At 67.0% G+C, this 15,131-nt stretch carries 17 protein-coding genes and 1 tRNA gene; 10 read left to right on the forward strand and 8 right to left on the reverse strand.

Annotation, left to right across the window (positions count from 1 at the left end; translation table 11 throughout):
* The first annotated feature begins 2 nt into the window (after positions 1 to 2).
* Positions 3 to 434 carry a GNAT family N-acetyltransferase gene (locus ACMGFE_RS08750; protein WP_436924757.1) on the forward strand — a complete coding sequence of 144 codons (432 nt, stop codon included), beginning with the start codon at positions 3 to 5 and terminating at the stop codon, positions 432 to 434.
* 19 nt (positions 435 to 453) lie between these two features.
* On the opposite strand, the gene ACMGFE_RS08755 is transcribed toward ACMGFE_RS08750, so the two are convergent.
* Positions 454 to 1,155, reverse strand: a complete 702-nt coding sequence (locus ACMGFE_RS08755) for a molybdenum-dependent transcriptional regulator (protein ID WP_436924759.1) — start codon at positions 1,153 to 1,155, stop codon at positions 454 to 456.
* Between the two features lie 64 nt (positions 1,156 to 1,219).
* Between ACMGFE_RS08755 and ACMGFE_RS08760 the strand changes: the two genes are divergently transcribed.
* Both ACMGFE_RS08760 and ACMGFE_RS08765 read left to right on the forward strand, forming a co-directional pair.
* Positions 1,220 to 2,239: an extracellular solute-binding protein gene (locus ACMGFE_RS08760; RefSeq protein WP_436924760.1), complete on the forward strand. Its 1,020-nt coding sequence runs from the start codon at positions 1,220 to 1,222 to the stop codon at positions 2,237 to 2,239.
* The gene (locus ACMGFE_RS08765; protein WP_436924761.1) at positions 2,214 to 3,008 is read left to right on the forward strand and encodes a molybdate ABC transporter permease subunit; all 795 of its coding nucleotides are present in this window, start codon (positions 2,214 to 2,216) and stop codon (positions 3,006 to 3,008) included. Before ACMGFE_RS08760 ends, ACMGFE_RS08765 begins: the two co-directional genes overlap by 26 nt.
* Before the next feature lie 22 nt (positions 3,009 to 3,030).
* Here the strand turns inward: ACMGFE_RS08765 and ACMGFE_RS08770 are convergent, their stop codons facing one another.
* Positions 3,031 to 4,293, reverse strand: a complete 1,263-nt coding sequence (locus ACMGFE_RS08770) for a glycosyltransferase (RefSeq protein ID WP_436924763.1) — start codon at positions 4,291 to 4,293, stop codon at positions 3,031 to 3,033.
* Between the two features lie 203 nt (positions 4,294 to 4,496).
* Here ACMGFE_RS08770 and ACMGFE_RS08775 point away from each other — a divergent pair, with 203 nt between their 5' ends.
* Both ACMGFE_RS08775 and ACMGFE_RS08780 read left to right on the forward strand, forming a co-directional pair.
* A complete protein-coding gene (locus ACMGFE_RS08775; protein ID WP_436924765.1) occupies positions 4,497 to 4,928 on the forward strand; it encodes a DUF5807 family protein in 432 nt (143 codons plus the stop codon).
* A gap of 16 nt (positions 4,929 to 4,944) precedes the next feature.
* Positions 4,945 to 6,033, forward strand: coding sequence for a phosphotransferase family protein (locus ACMGFE_RS08780; protein ID WP_436924767.1), 1,089 nt, complete (start codon positions 4,945 to 4,947; stop codon positions 6,031 to 6,033).
* A gap of 28 nt (positions 6,034 to 6,061) precedes the next feature.
* Here the strand turns inward: ACMGFE_RS08780 and ACMGFE_RS08785 are convergent, their stop codons facing one another.
* Together ACMGFE_RS08785 and ACMGFE_RS08790 are read right to left on the reverse strand one after the other, a co-directional pair.
* A complete protein-coding gene (locus ACMGFE_RS08785) occupies positions 6,062 to 7,156 on the reverse strand; it encodes a DHH family phosphoesterase (protein WP_436924768.1) in 1,095 nt (364 codons plus the stop codon).
* Between the two features lie 103 nt (positions 7,157 to 7,259).
* Positions 7,260 to 7,709, reverse strand: a complete 450-nt coding sequence (locus tag ACMGFE_RS08790) for a universal stress protein (protein WP_436924770.1) — start codon at positions 7,707 to 7,709, stop codon at positions 7,260 to 7,262.
* A 211-nt stretch (positions 7,710 to 7,920) separates the two neighbouring features.
* On the opposite strand from ACMGFE_RS08790, the gene ACMGFE_RS08795 reads away from it, so the two are divergent.
* Positions 7,921 to 8,358, forward strand: a complete 438-nt coding sequence (locus tag ACMGFE_RS08795; RefSeq protein WP_436924771.1) for a universal stress protein — start codon at positions 7,921 to 7,923, stop codon at positions 8,356 to 8,358.
* Between the two features lie 69 nt (positions 8,359 to 8,427).
* On the opposite strand, the gene ACMGFE_RS08800 is transcribed toward ACMGFE_RS08795, so the two are convergent.
* From ACMGFE_RS08800 to ACMGFE_RS08815, 4 genes are all read right to left on the reverse strand, one after another.
* Positions 8,428 to 8,955: a GNAT family N-acetyltransferase gene (locus ACMGFE_RS08800; RefSeq protein WP_436924773.1), complete on the reverse strand. Its 528-nt coding sequence runs from the start codon at positions 8,953 to 8,955 to the stop codon at positions 8,428 to 8,430.
* Entirely contained in the window at positions 8,952 to 9,317 is a 366-nt protein-coding gene (locus ACMGFE_RS08805; RefSeq protein WP_436924775.1) for a universal stress protein, read from the reverse strand. Before ACMGFE_RS08805 ends, ACMGFE_RS08800 begins: the two co-directional genes overlap by 4 nt.
* Before the next feature lie 124 nt (positions 9,318 to 9,441).
* On the reverse strand, positions 9,442 to 11,364 hold the full coding sequence (locus ACMGFE_RS08810; protein ID WP_436924777.1) for an ABC transporter ATP-binding protein: 1,923 nt from the start codon (positions 11,362 to 11,364) through the stop codon (positions 9,442 to 9,444).
* A gap of 107 nt (positions 11,365 to 11,471) precedes the next feature.
* Positions 11,472 to 11,987: a DUF192 domain-containing protein gene (locus ACMGFE_RS08815; RefSeq protein WP_436924778.1), complete on the reverse strand. Its 516-nt coding sequence runs from the start codon at positions 11,985 to 11,987 to the stop codon at positions 11,472 to 11,474.
* Positions 11,988 to 12,076: 89 nt separating this feature from the next.
* Here ACMGFE_RS08815 and ACMGFE_RS08820 point away from each other — a divergent pair.
* The 4 genes from ACMGFE_RS08820 to ACMGFE_RS08835 all read left to right on the forward strand — a co-directional run bounded on the left by ACMGFE_RS08820 (position 12,077) and on the right by ACMGFE_RS08835 (position 15,111).
* Positions 12,077 to 12,150 (forward strand) — tRNA-Val (locus ACMGFE_RS08820).
* Between the two features lie 147 nt (positions 12,151 to 12,297).
* Positions 12,298 to 12,489: a hypothetical protein gene (locus ACMGFE_RS08825; protein WP_436924779.1), complete on the forward strand. Its 192-nt coding sequence runs from the start codon at positions 12,298 to 12,300 to the stop codon at positions 12,487 to 12,489.
* Positions 12,490 to 13,697: 1,208 nt separating this feature from the next.
* Positions 13,698 to 14,285, forward strand: coding sequence for a hypothetical protein (locus ACMGFE_RS08830; RefSeq protein ID WP_436924781.1), 588 nt, complete (start codon positions 13,698 to 13,700; stop codon positions 14,283 to 14,285).
* A 541-nt stretch (positions 14,286 to 14,826) separates the two neighbouring features.
* The gene (locus tag ACMGFE_RS08835; protein WP_436924783.1) at positions 14,827 to 15,111 is read left to right on the forward strand and encodes a hypothetical protein; all 285 of its coding nucleotides are present in this window, start codon (positions 14,827 to 14,829) and stop codon (positions 15,109 to 15,111) included.
* The last annotated feature ends 20 nt before the right edge of the window (positions 15,112 to 15,131 follow it).

Genomic DNA, 15,131 nt, shown 5'->3' on the forward strand with positions numbered 1-15,131 from the left:
CCATGAGTGTCGACGTGCGCGTCGCCGAGTCCGCGGCGGACCGCGAGAACGCGCTCGCGGTCCGGCGCGAGGTCTTCATCGAGGAACAGGGCGTCCCCGAGGACGTCGAGATGGACGGCGAGGACGACGACGCTGTCCACTTCGTCGCGACCGACGACGACGAACCGGTCGGGGCGGCCCGACTCCGCGAGGTCGAACCGGGGGTCGGCAAGGTCGAGCGCGTCGCCGTCGTCGCCGACAGGCGCGGCGAGGGCATCGGCCGCGAACTCATGGCGACGCTCGAATCCACGGCCGCGGATCAGGGTATCGACCGACTCGTCATGCACGCCCAGACCCACGTCAAGGCGTTCTACCGGAATCTCGACTACGAGACGACCAGCGACGTGTTCGAGGAGGCCGGCATCGACCACGTCGAGATGGAGAAAGTGCTCTGATCGAACCGCCGGGATAGCGTTACTCCTCGTCGGCGACGCCCGGCGCGGCCGTCGCGCGCGTCGCGGTCGCCTTGAACGACGCGACGACCGGTTTTCCGGGCTTCAAACCCAGTGCGTCCAGACTCGTCTCCGTCACGCGGACCGCGAGCGGGTCGGACGCGCCGACGTCGATGCGAACGAGCGCGGTCCCGTCGCCGTCCTCGACGCCGACGACCTCGCCGACGAACCGGTTGCGAGCGCTCGTCTCCGCTCCTTCGGGCGCGCTCTCGGGATCGTGGAGCGTCACCGCGTCCGAGCGGAAGGAGACCTGCACGCTGTCGGCGTCGGTCAGCGCGAGCGCCCGGACGGTCCCGGCCGCGGTCTCGACGGTCGCCAGGTCGCCGTCGCGCTCGGTGACGCGGCCGTCGAGCACGAGCCGCTCGGTGGTTGCGGTCCCCTCCAGCGCGGCCTGGAGCCGCTCGAACTGGGCGAGCAACTCCCGGGCGTCGTCGGTTAGTCGACTCCCGCCGCCCTCGCTCCCACCGCGCTCGCGTTCGACGAGCGGGCCTGCCGCGTCTTCGAGGTCGCCGATGCGAGCGTGAGCGCGGGAGTACGACCGGCCGAGCGCCGACGCCGCCGCGTTGAGCGACCCGTGCTCGGCGACGGCGCGCAACAGCGCCGCGTCGCGCCTGTCGAAGGTCTCCTCGCCGACCCGCAAGTGCGCCTCGAACCCCGCGTCCATACGCGAGCGTCGACCGGCGCGACCAAAATCGTTATGTCTCGACCGACACAACGTCGATATGTCTATGCCGACACAACGGTCCGGGAGCCGACGGCCGGACGGACGGCCGGAGAACGACCGGCTCCACGCCGGCGTCGGAGACTCGGGGATCTCCCGACGTGGATTCCTCCGGGCCGTCGGTGGCGCGGGCGCGGTCGGTGCCACGGGGGCGACGGGCGTCTCGGCCGCTCTCAGCGGATGCGTCGGGAGCGTCGGGAGCGTCGCCGGCGCGGGCGACGGGTCCGGTGACCCGGTCTCCGTCCTCGCCGCGGGGAGCCTCCAGCTGGCGTTCTCGGAGGGGCTCCGCACGTCGGTCGACGAGCCGATACAGGTCGAGGCCCACGGGTCGGTCACGGCCGCGCGACTGGTCGCCGAGGGGCGGCGCGACCCCGACATCGTCGCCCTGGCCGATACGGCGCTGTTCGACGGACCGCTCGCGACTGACTGGCACGCCACCTTCGCGACCAACGCGCTCGTGGTGGCCTACGACGGCGAGTCCGCCGCGGGCCGCCGCGTCGGCGCGGCCGACCGCTGGTTCGACCCGGTCCTCGCCGGCGAGGCGTCGCTCGGGCGGACCGATCCGGATCTGGACCCGCTGGGCTACCGGACGCTGTTCGCGCTCGACCTGGCGGGCGAGTACTACGACCGCCCCGACTTGCGCGAGGCACTCGTCGAACCGCGACAGGTCTACCCCGAGACATCCCTGCTCTCCAGGTTCGAGACCGGCGACCTCGACGCGGCGGTCGTCTACCGGAGCATGGCCGTCGACCGCGGCTACGACTACGTCGACCTCCCCGACGCCGTCGACCTCGGCGACCCCGACCGCGCCGACGAGTACGGGGCTGTGCGATACGACCTGCCGAGCGGCGAGACGGTCCGCGGCGCACCGGTCGAGTACGGCGCGGTCGCCCGGCGCGACGACGACCGCGTGACGGAGGCGTTCGACGCCCTCGTCGCCGGCGACTACCTCACCGACCACGGCTTCGCCAGCCCCGAGAACTACCCCGAGTACAGTGGTGATGTCCCGCGTGGCCTCCGCCCGTGACCGCCCCGGCTGGGAGACGGCCGCCCCGCTGGTCGGCGCGGCGCTCCTCGCCCTCTACGCGCTCCCCATCGCGTGGCTGCTCGTCGCCCGACCGCCGGCGAGCGTCCTCGACTCCCTGAGCGAGCCGTTCGTCGTCGACGCGGCGCGGAACACGCTCGTCTCGGCGAGCGCGAGCACGGCGCTCGCGCTCGGGTTCGGTCTCCCGCTCGCGTACTGGCTCGCCCGTACCGAGTTCCGCGGGCAGACGCTCGTGACCGCCGTCGTCGCCTTCCCGCTGGTCCTGCCGCCGGTCGTCAGCGGGATGGTGCTGTTGAGCGTGTTCGGGTCGAACGGACTCGGCGGCGTCGGCCTCTCGGTCGACGGGACGCTCGCCGGCGTCGTCCTCGCGCAGACGTTCGTCGCCTCGCCGTTCGTCGTCCTCTCGGCACGGAGCGCGTTCGAGCGCGTCGACCGCCGCCTCGAAGAGGTCGCCTGGACCGAGGGCGTCTCGCGCTGGCGGACCGTCCGCCGGGTAACGCTCCCGCTCGCCAGACGGGGGGTCCTCGCCGGCGCGACGCTGGCGTTCGCCCGCGCGGCCGGCGAGTTCGGCGCGACGCTCATGCTCGCGTACTACCCCCGGACGCTCCCGGTCCAGATCTGGGCGACCTTCCAGGGTCGCGGCCTCGACGCGGCCGTCCCGGTCGCCGTGGTCCTCGTCGCTGTGGCCTCGGGCGCGCTCGTCGTTCTCAATCTGCTCGGCGGGTCGTCACTGGTCGGCCTCAGCGAGTAGGTGCGAGGTGAGCCGTGCGACGCTACTCTCGCCGTGGGAACTCTGTCCCGACGTCTGAAAGCAACGTCAGATGATCGCGAACCAATCGAGGAATCAGAAATCGCTCTCGCACCGTCTCGCGGCCACGTTCACCGAACCGGCGTCTCTGTTCGTCGTTCTCGAGCAGCAACGCCAGGCGGTCTGCCACTGTGGTCAGATCTCTCGGCTCGACGAGGTATCCGTTCGCCCCGTCCTCGACCTGGAGCGGGATACCCCCGACGTCAGTTCCGACGACGGGCGTCTCTTTCCAGAGCGCTTCCGAGACGGTGAGCGCGAATCCCTCGCGTAACGACTTCTGGAGGACGACGTCGGCGCCTCGCTGAATAGCGTTGATGCCCGCGTCGGGGAGGTCCGTCAAGAGGTGGATGTCCGGATCGTCGGCCGTTTCGGCCGCGACCTCTCGATATATCTCGATCCCTTCTGGGTCGTCGTCGGGCATCGCACCCGCGAGCACGAGTTGGACGCCCGGGATCGACCGCTCGACCGCCCGATACGCCTCGACCACTCCCAACGGGTCCTTCCAGGGGTCGAACCGCGAGACCTGCACGAGAAGCGGCCGATTCGGGTCGAACGGATACTCTTCGAGGTCGGAGGCCTCGGTTCCCCCGTCGGAGAGCGCACTGAGCGGGCGGTTCTTCGGGGTCAGTGGGTCGATAGCCGGGTGAATGACGCCCTTCTCGATGCCCGTTATCTCCCGGCCGTACGCCGTACGACTGAATATCACGCGATCGATCGGGTCGAGATTCGACCGGACGAACGCGAGAAACGCCGGGTTCGCCGCTGTCAGATCGATGTGACAGCGCCAGACGAGCGTCGTCTCGGGAGATCGCGTGGCCAGTGTACTGGCCATCCCAAGCGACTGGGGGTCGTGAAGCACGATACCGTCGTAGCTGCCGTCGAGGGCGGCGACGTTTTTCTCCGTCACACGCCGATACGTGTCGCGCATGGCGTCCGTGAACTCGATCTCGTCGCCCTGGAGGCCGTTGTGGACGGCTTTCGTGACGTCGAAGAACTCGTCCGGGGCGTCCATGACGAGCCAGTCGGTGTCGACCCCGACGTCGTTCGAGAGCGGCACGAGTGCACGGAGGATCTCCGCAACCCCACCACCACTCGCCGTCGAGTTGACGTGGGCCACCCGCAGGTCCGAGAGCGAATCGGCGTGCTCGTGGATCGCCCGGCGTTGCTGGTCGTCGATATACGACTCGTAGTCTTCGAGCGAACGGTCTTCTGTGGACGCTCTCTGCATCCCTTTACGTGGAGTTCACGGCGGAGTCGTGTCACGATTCCCCCTGCGATATCATGGCATTTATTAGCACACCGCCCTGTTTGAGCGCGTCCCGCCGGGTGGCGGCGTCACGAACCGACGAGGCAGGTTCTGGTGGGGCCGGCACGCGACACGGCGAAACAGATGACGTGCCCTTTTTCACCGGGGACCGACTCTCTGTGGGCATGAGCGACCGCGAGGAGTTCCTGGCCGGTGACCGGCCGGAAGACGTGTTCATGTACTTCGCCGACCACGCGGTGTCCGGTATCGACGCGCTGGCCGGCCACGGCGAACGGGTCGACGACGGCGTCGTCCTCGTCGTCGAGGGCGACAGCGGCCGCAGTGCCTTCCAGCGCGCCACCGACACCGACCCGATGGCGTTCGCGAAGCAGGCGATGGCCAACGAGGGTACCGTCGACCCCGACTGCACGGGCGGCACGTGCCCCGACACCGACGAGACCGAGGGCCCCCACGTCGCCCGGTTCGTCTTCGCCTTCGCCGAGGAACAGAACGAGGAGGTCGACGGCATCTACGCCGAGGGCGACGTGATCCACGCCTACGTCCAGTGCGCCTGCGGGACCCCGTACTCCCAGAAGTGGCTCGCCGGCGAGCGGTAACGACGGGCGGCCGACGATGAGCTATCCGAGTTTCGGGCCCGACGACCCGCTGTCGCGCGACACGCTCGCGGCCATCGTCTCGGCGGTTCGGCCCGACTGGCGACTGCTCGACGCCGAGCCCATGCCCGAGGGGAGCGACATCGTCTACGGCGTCACGGTGGCGACCGGCAGCGGAGAATCTACCCAGTCCGAACGCGAGGCCGTGCTCAAGTGCTTCCGCACGTCCGACGCGCTCTCCTTCCGGACCCACGAGCGGTTTCTCGTCGAGGTCGACCTCCTCGAACTCGCCGGGCGCGAGACCGACCTCCCCGTCCCCGAAGTGTACGGCGTCTGCGAATCCCACGACGAACTCCCGGCGCCCGCCTTCCTGATGGAGCGCCTGCCCGGCGAGTCGGTCTCCGGCGTCCCCGTCGGCGACAATCAGGCAGTCGTGGACCGACTCGTCCGCGAGTCGGGACGATATCTCGCCAGAATCCACGACCTGCGGACGTTCGAGGAGTTCGGAGACCTCGTAACCGGTTCTGCCGACCCCAACGACGGCCCTGGGCCGGACGAGCCGGTGGTCCAGGGAGGACGCGACGACTGGGTCGACCGACTCCGGGACATCGTCGCGTTCGCGCTCGACGACCTCGACGGGACGCGATTCGCGGACCTCGAAGGGGATTTGCGGGTGTACGTCGACGATCGTCTGGATAATCTCACCTTCGACGCCGAACCCGTCCTACTACACGGTGACTACCGCCCCGGAAACCTGCTCGCGGACCCCGACACCGGCGAGGTGACGGCGATCCTCGACTGGGGTGCCTCGCAGGCGGGCGACCGGCGCTACGAACTCGCGTGGGTCGTCCGCGAGTTTTCGAAACAGGCGCCGCTCGACTCGCCGGTCCGTGAACGGGTCCGCGAGACGCTCTTCGACGCCTACGAGCGCGAGGGCGGCGTCGCCTTCGACCGCGACGAGGCCTTCGAGCGCCGACAGCGGTTCTACCAGTCGGTCACCTGGATCTGCGAGTTGCAGTGGTTCGGGTACTGGTGGGCCGGCGCGGACGAGTCGACCAAGGAAGCGCGAGCCGCGCAACTGCGCGAGAACGTCGAAGCGCTGCTGTGACCGGCTCGACCGCGCCCGGGTCGCCCCGCTATCGCTCGGTGTCGACGCCTTCCTCGGGCTCTTCCGGCGGGAGCGCGCGGAACGCGTCGAGGATGGCCTGTTTCGCGACGGCGCCGCGGGTCGTCCAGTGGTGGGCGTAGTCGAGCATGTCGTCGTAGATGTGGGGCTTGCAGCCCGCGGCGCGGGGGTGGCCGCCGCCGCTGACCTGCTCGGCGACCTCGTGGGCGCGCTCGAAGCCCTCGGAGCCCCGGATCGAGGCACTGCCGGCGGGTTTGACGATGACCGAGGCGTCGGCGCCCTGCTGGCGGAGCGCCTCTGCGACCTCGTTCTGCGAACAGCGACCGTACGTGACGCCGACTGTCCACTCGCCGACCTCGCGCAGTTCCGCGCGCTCGACGGCCTTCTCGATGAGGGCCTCTTTCTCGACGCGCTCGTCGGCGAGGTACTCCTCGACCTCCGGCGGGAAGTCGACGCCGTAGCGGCGGATCACCCGGACGTACTCCTCCGGTTCGGCCCACATCGCGTAGTCGGCCAGGTCGTCGCTGCGCTCGTCTTCTTTGATCCACAGGTCGTGGTCGCGCGTGACCCTCGCGAGGTCCTCGAACTTCGCCGGGAAGTCGGCGTCGAGTTCGGCGAGAGCCACGTCGGTCGTGCAGACCTCCTCGGAGTCGCCGACGGTGAGGTCGACGCCCGCCTCCTCGACGGCCGCGGCGAGGTCGTCGTCCCACTGGTGGTGGTCGAACCAGCGGACGGTCGTCCGCTCGGCCAGCGCGTCGAGGCCCTCGACGTCGTCGGGGCTGTCGGGACAGAGGTCGCAGATGAAGACCGTCGCGTCGTCGGCGGCGTACTCGACGGCCCACTCGATGCTCTGGCGGAGTTCGTGCGGGCCCGAGGGGACCATGGCCGCGTCGTCGCCGTGGACCTCGCGGACCAGGGCGACACAGCCCAGTCCGTCCGCGTCGGTGTCGGCGACGACGACCGTCTCCGCGCCCGACAGCGCGTCGACCGCCTCACTTTCCTTTTTGGTCTCCTGCAGCGAATCCGGGTAGAAGAATCCCTCGCCCGGCAGCACCGACTTCCGTTCGAGCGGGAGTCGGTCGCCGTCGATGATCCAGTCGTCCATACGGGGCGGAGCGCCCGCGAGGCAATGAAGGCCCCGGTTACGCGAGAATCAGCGAGGGGGACTCCGAAGCGCGACGGGGCGACGGCTGATCGACCGGTCCCGTTCAGACGGACTGTGCTTCGGTCTCTGCCGCGTCGAGCTGGCGGACGGTCAGCACGGGACGGTCGCAGCGGCGGACGACGGCCTCGGCCACGCTTCCGAGCACGAACCCGTGGTCGCCGTGGCGCCCGCGCGTCCCGAGCGCGACGACGTCGGCGTCGACCTCCGTGACGTACTGGGTGATCTCGGCGCCGGGGCGACCGTTCCGGACGGCGGTGGTGACCGACCGGCCCGAGCGCTCGCTCACGTCCTCGAGCGCGTCCTCGGCGGCCGATTCGAGCGCGTCGACCAGGTCCTTCCGCAACTCGTCGGGCGAGGCCGCCACGTCTCCCCGGTCGACCACGTAGAGCGCGTGGACGTCCGCGTCGAACTTCGTTGCGACGTCCAGCGCGACGTCGACGGCGCGCGACGCGCTCTCGGAGCCGTCCGTCGCGATGACCACCGTGTCGAACATGGTCGGCATATCCCGGCCCAGGCCTATAAACCACGCGAGACGGCACCGTCCCGTCGTCCGCCAGCGCGCCGTTACCTGCTTTCCGGGGCGTGCCGTGGGCGGAGAGCGGCTTTCCGGAGCGGGCCGTGGGCGGAGAGCGGCTTTCCGGGGCGGCCGACCGGGCAGGCGAACCTCGGTGACTTTTTGCCCTCGCCTGACAGACCTGTTGACAATGAGTCTCGACATCGAGCAGGTCCTCGTGCCCGTCGACGCCACCGACCAGGCCGAGCGGGCCGTCGACTACGGGCTCGCGATCGCCGAGCGGTACGACGCCGCTGTCCACGTCCTGCACGTGATCGACGAACCGGTCAAACGCGGGATAGAGACCGGCGACGTCGACGCCGAGACGGTCGCGGACGAGCAGGTGACCTTCGCCGACGAGACGAACGAACTCGCCGACGACGTGTCTATCACCCACTCGACGGTCGTCGGGTTCTCCCGCTCGCGACTCCGCCAGCACCCCGGCAGCGCCATCCTCGACGTGGCCGAGGAGTTGGCCGTCGACTTCATCGTCGTCCCTCGCGAGCACGGGACCGAACCGGACGAGACGCTCGGCAAATCGGCACAGTACGTCGTCGAATACGCCAGCCAACCGGTCCTCTCCGTCTGAGAGACCACCGTTCGGAATCGGTCGGCGTCAAAATGGCGGAACGGTCGGACCGTGCCGGCGACCGCCCGCTCAGCCCAGGCGGATCGACATCTCTAGCTCGAAGCTCTCGGCGTTGCTCGTCTCGAAACCGAGTTTCTCGTAGAGCGCGATGGCCGGCTCGTTCCAGCGCTCGACGGTGAGCCACACCTGCTCGACGCCCTCGGCCTGGCCGTGACCCAGCAGCGACTCCAGGAGCTTCGTCCCGATGCCCGCGCTCTGGTAGTCGCCGAGGACGAACACGGCGAGTTCGAACGAGTCCTCGCGGTCGGGAACGAGGATAGCGTGGCCGATCGGCGCGCCGTCGTGGACGGCGACGACGTTCAGCGACTCCTCGGAGAGCAGCGTGTCCAGCCAGTCACGGATGGCCTCCTCCTTGACGGGCGGGATCCCCTGTGCGCGGTCGGCGGGATCGAACGCGTCGTACATCTCAACGAGCGCCTCGAAGTCGTCGATCCCGCTGCCCTCGATCCGGATCTCCCGTCCGTCGCCGTCCGTGAACGAGAGCGGCGGCTCCGGGAACGAGTCGACCGGCTCGTCGGGGTACGTGCGTCCGGTCATCGAACGAGAGTCACCGTTCTGTCGGCGTTCAAGAGGACGAACTCGGCGACTTCACCGAGTTCGATCTTTCCCATGGGGCTGCGCTGGCCGCCCCCGATGACGATGCGGTCGAACCCCTCCCGCGCGGCCAACTCCGAGAGTTCGCTCCCGGGATGGCCCGAGAGCTGGTGGACGTCGGCGTCGACGCCGGCGTCGGCGATACGGTCGCGGATGCGCGATTCGACGTCGTCGACGTCGTAGTCTTCGGACGTGTCGAGCACGGCGACCGTGAGGTCGTCTCCGGCCTCGCTGGCGCGAGCCAGCGTCTCCTCCAGCGCGTCGAACCCGTCCGGGCTCCCGCCCATGCCCAGGAGGACTTTCATGTCCGAGGGTCTCACGCCCGGACGCAAAAAGCTTCCCGCCTGCACCGCAGAGCGTGGCGTGGTACCCGACCCCACTGTCGGCGGATCCCGCCCGGGCTTGCCCGCTCGCACCGAACGGGCCCGGTCAGTCGTCGTCGGTCGCTTCGGTCTGCGCTCGGCGTCGCGCCGCTCGCTCGACGAACTCCTCGGGGAGTTCGTCGATCTCCCCGGCCTGTACGGCCCAGAGTTTGGCGTACAGGCCGTCCGCCTCCAGGAGGTCATCGTGCGACCCGCGCTCGACAATCTTCCCGTCTTCGAGGACGACGATCTTGTCGGCGTCCTTGATGGTCGAGAGGCGGTGGGCGATAGCGAACGTCGTCCGGTCCGCGGTCAGTTTGTCAAGCGAGCGCTGGATCAGCATCTCCGTCTCCGTGTCGACGTCCGAGGTCGCCTCGTCGAGGACGAGGATGTCCGGGTCCTTGAGGATGGCCCGCGCGAGCGCGATGCGCTGGCGCTGCCCCCCGGAGAGTTTCACGCCGCGCTCGCCGACCTTCGTGTCGTAGCCCTCGGGGAGGTTCTGGATGAACTGGTGGGCTTCGGCCATCTTCGCCGCCTCGACGACATCGGCTGTCTCGGCCCCGAAGGTCCCGTACTCGATGTTCTCCTGGACCGTCCCGTAGAAGAGGAACGTCTCCTGGCTGACGTAGCCCAGCGCCTGTCGCAGGCTCGGAATGGTCGCCTCGCGCAGGTCCGTGCCGTCGATGCGGATGGCGCCCTCGTCGACGTCGTACATCCGGAGCAGGAGCTTCATCACCGTCGACTTGCCGGCGCCGGTCGGCCCCACGAGCGCGACGGTGTCGCCGCCGTCCACGTCGAAGGTGATGTCCTCGACGATGTTCTCGCTGTCGTCGTAGCCGAAGGAGACGTCGTCGAACTCGACGTTGCCCTCGCCGACGACGAGCGGGTCCGCGTCGGGCTCCTCGCGGATGCGACTCGGCGTGTCCATCAGCCCGAAGATGCGCTCGCTGGACGCGTGGGCGCGCTGATACATGTTGATGATCTGTCCGAATTGCGCCATGGGCCAGATGAACCGCTGGGTCAGCAGGATGAACAGGACGAACTCACCCGCCTCGAGTTCGCCGGAGAGCGGCCCGAGCGGTTCGCCGATCACCCAGAGGCCGCCGATGACGAACGTGACGACGAAACCGATTCCCGAGAGCAGGCGCAGGCCGGGGAAGAACTTGATCCGCGTGTCGATGGCGTCCCAGTTGGCGTCGAAGTAGTCCTCGCTCACGTCGTCGACGCGGTCGGACTCGAAGCTCTCCGTGTTGGCCGCCTTGATCACCTGGATGCCGCCGAGATTGTTCTCCAACCGGGAGTTGAGCTGGCCGACCGACGAGCGGACCTCGGCGTACTTCGGCTGGATCACGTCGATGAACTTCTTCGTGAAGATGGCGATCAGCGGTACGACGCCCAGCGCCACCAGCGCCAGCTGCCAGTTCGTGTACAGGAGGATGACCGCGATCGCGATCACCATGATCGACAGCCGGAAGAAGGAGTTCATCCCGTCGTTGAGGAACCGCTCCAGCCGGTTGACGTCGTTCGACAGGATGGACATCAGTTCTCCAGTCTGCTTGTCGGCGAAGAACTCCATGTTCAGCCGCTGCATCTTGTCGTACGTGTCGGTTCGGACGTCGTGCTGGATGTTCTGGGCGAACGAATTCCAGCCCCAGTTGCGCGTCCAGTGGAAGGCGGCGCCGACGATGAAGGCCCCTGCGATGATGCCCACTGTCAACCACAACTGGGCCCCCCGATCCGACGGGAGCCACGCGTCGGGGACCAGCCACAGGCTGTACGGCTTGTTGTCGAGAAAGATCGCGTCGACGGCGATGCTCAGAAGCAGCGGAGGGACCAGGTCTAAGACACGTGCGCCGATACTGCTGATGAATCCGACCACGAACTGAAACGCGTTCTCGCGACCGTATTCGGCGAACAGGCGACGCATCGGGTCGTCCACGCGCTCGCGGACGTCCTCGAAGACCTCCTCCTCGTCGAGGTCTACACTCATCGACTACGCTCAAGGTGTCGACCCGCAAAAGGGCACCGAAGCCCTGCGAAACGTTCCCGTACCGAAACCTGAAGCTCGCCTGCGCGGAGGACCATTCCCGATCGCGATCAGCCGCTGACGTTGTGCGCCGCGGGCGGAATCGCGATCCGGTCGCCAGCGTCGACGCCCGTCTCGTTCGCCCACCCGCGCGGGACTTCCAGCACCCACCGGGCTTCCCCCCGGTAGGCCGTCTCCGGACTCTCCTCGGGCACGCCCGCGTGATGTATCTCGTTCACCCGCTCGTCCGCGCCGACGAAGACGATGTCCAGCGGGAACGCCATGTCCCGCATGACGTAGCCGTGGGTGCCCTCCTCCGCGTGGACGAACAGCATCCCCTCGTCCATCGCGAGCGCCGAGGTGTTGCTGAGCCCGAGATAGCGCTTCGCCCGCGTGTCGGCGACGCGCACCTCGACCGTCGCGAGTTCCGTCCCGTTCTCGTCGTACGCGGTGACGGTGACTCGCTCGTAGCCGTCGGGATCTGGCGGGTTTATCTGATAGATCAGCCCCGACTGGCTGACGTAGACGCCCCCGAGGAAGAAGAGCAGAAAGACCGCGAACCCCCAGACGATGCGGCTGTCGACCATGCAGTAGGCCAGGAACGGCCCCGGCGTAAGCGTACGGGTTCGACCGAGAGAGAAAGCGTTATTCCGAGGCGGTGGAAACGTTCGGGCGAGGGTTCGTGGTCTAGTTGGTTATGACGCGGCCTTTACAAGGCCGAGATCGGTGGTTCAAATCCGCCCGAACCCACTGACCTGTCGCGAACAATCCGTGAGCGACAGGACCGTTCGTGAGGGCGATTTGAACCCTGGAAGGCGCGCGCAACGGAGTGAGCACGTCTTCCTTCGGTTCACAATCCGCCCGAACCCATTTTGCGACGGCGAGACGACGGGCGTAGTGAGGAGTCCGGCTGTCGCATATTGTTCCGGTGGATTCGAGGTGGTCGTCGCCGCGGTCGGGCTGGCCGCGACGGACGCCGTTGCGGTCTCGCGGGTGTTCGTGGCGTGGCTCGCCAAGCGGCTGGGTGTCGCGCCCGCGGAGATCCGGGCGACCGACGCCGCGACGGACGGTGACGGAGTGAAGCGATGACTACCCGCCGCTACCCGAACGAGCGCCAGGGCGCGTTTGCCGAGCGGTACGTCGCCGAGAGCTATGGGCGGCGGACAAGCGTTTCTCGCGATTATGAGCTTCGGAGGCTTTGGACTGATGATGCTCCTGAGTAGCTACTTTCAGCACTCCTTGGGATAGTTCACCGGTCAATTCACAGACGGACTGAACAGGAAATTCAGCAGGTAGTCCGCTGAAAGTAGTGTCCGGTTCTTCCCCTAGAATCAGATCTGCCCAGTACAGAGGGTACATCTCGCACAGGCAGTTCTAGCAACGACAGTATCTAAGAGGCCTCGAGGGAGCGGCAGATAGTATGACAGCTCCACCACTACAGAACTGTAAGATCATCCCCGGCTTTCCCGCGTAGGATAGATCTCACTTCCTGGGTTACCTTCGGTGACTGCCGTCCCAGCAGGGAGGGGATCTGTGACCGCGAATTGTACCGACCAACGATGCAGACGTAGCAACTGTCGTTCCGTTCGGGCAATGTCGCAATGTCAGCCAGGACGGTTCCAGTCGCCGAGATCGCCGTCTTTACGCCCTCAATCCGCCCGCGGGCGTCGCGTCCGATCTTCCGATCCGGGATACCGGCGGCACGCATCGCATCTGTGACGAGGCGTTCAGTCTCATCTATCGGACGATCTACTCGCATCATGACCGTTATCTAAGTTCACTACAGGTGAAATTAATAGCGGTTTTACCACCAACCGAATATCCAGGACGGAATACGTTGCAAGATACGCAGGCTGCAGTGAACGGAAAATTCGTTCTGTCGGGGGCTGAAAGTAGTGTCCGGTTCTCAGTCCGCTTTCGGACGTCTCTTCTGGTTCAATCGCACCCAGCTAGGTATTACTGCTCCGACATCGCCGTGAATTGTCCGATGATCTCGCTAGGTGGACCTCTTTGACGTTCGTGCGTGTGGTCGCACGTCGAGAGGAACGCTCGCCGCGATATGCACACGAGCGAGATCCGCCTTCGGGCATACTCAGCTGAGATTTGGCCTCGGAACGAGCATCTCTGGCGCGATTGGCGATGAGGTTAGCAGATCTCTTCGATTGAAAGCCGTCTCGATGACCCAAGGGAGAGAATTCAGACATCGTGTTCGCAACCGAGAACGGAATATTCCACTTTCACTTCCACTCCGCACTAGGCTGGCCTCTTTTCAGTACCCCGTCGTGGCTTCGATAGCGATGGCGACCAACAGACAGGTAGAACTGGGAGAATCGTGGTCGGGAGACCGAGTACTGTCGGAAGATACCCAGCAGCAGATACAGGGGGCACTCCGGATGCTGTTGGCCACCAAGGACGCGGACGGCGAGCTCGTAGAGATCACCGACGGACTCCCGTTCGCAGTGACGCAGTTCAACATCACCTACTACGTCGACGGCACGCTCGGGTTCGAACTATTCGTGGAGCATCCGGACGAGGTGACGCTGGTGACCGACGACGTAGTCGATTGCGTCCACCACGCGCAGGGGAACCCACTCTCGACGCTCGGGGCGCTGGGCGAGGACTACGAAGCCCTGGAGAAGGACGTGCTCGAAACCATCGCCGTGATGGTCGACCTGCCGGAGCACCCCGACGACAGAGAGCAACACGTCTACGGCGATCTCGCGTTCTCCAACACCGCTTGCTACGGAGGAAGTCTGATCTTCACGTTCCTGTACGACCCCGGCGAGCACGTCCGTGGACTGTATCAGGATGCGGCGTTCGGGGTCGGTCGGCAGATCGGGATTCCCGTTGAACCCGGGACGACGGAGATGCTCGAGGAGAAGTAACGCAGAGCCCCCGTTGAGGGAGACCGAGCGACGATTTCCATCGGCTCCGAACCAGTGGATGGTTAGGATCGAGCGGGTGTTCTCTCTCGGGGAGTCGGAGTCGAACCCGCGCAAGTTCGGGACGGACCGGCACAGCAGGTCAGATCCCCGGCAGCGACACTCCGGCGTCTTTTCAAGCCAAAATCATAAGTGCGGTTTCGTGCTATCATCTGTCATGGCCATCTGCCCGCACTGCGATTCAGACATTTCGGACTGGGCGAACCGGCTCGAGAAGGCCCCGGCAGCGAACACGCCGAAGGTGTGGACCTGTCCCGACTGCGACTCGGTGCTGGGGATTTCCGACTGGGGATCCGACTGACCGTCGAGCAGGCATTCCCCCGACGGTCGGCAGGTCAAACTGGAACGAGCCTCGCCGAGTCGTCGAACCCAGTCCCCACCCGGTTCTCGGCGACGTGTTCTGGGGTTCCAGACGTCGACGAGAACCGGAATCGGACGGCCGCCCCTGCGAAAAATTCACGCGGTCAGGCAGATCTGTGCCTGTGTGACGCTCGTGAACGCGATTCTCCACCTGTTCGCGGTGGTCGTCGTCGTGGGCTTCGTCGGTCGTGCGAGCGGACAGCTTCTCGCTGATCCCGACGAGGCGCACGACCAGTTAGTCCCGGTGTGGGAGCGGCGAGCGACGACCGCTGTCGGCCTTCCGCTCACACTCGTCGGTCTCTCGACGATGGTCGAAGGCCCGCTGGCAGTGCCGTACGACCCGCTCGTGATCCTCCTCCCGGGAATCGTGCTGCTGGTCTACCCGGACTTCTCCCCCTCGGCGGTGTGAGCGGCCGCCGTTCGCCGACA

Source organism: Halosimplex amylolyticum, assembly GCF_051414035.1.
Classification (GTDB): domain Archaea; phylum Halobacteriota; class Halobacteria; order Halobacteriales; family Haloarculaceae; genus Halosimplex; species Halosimplex amylolyticum.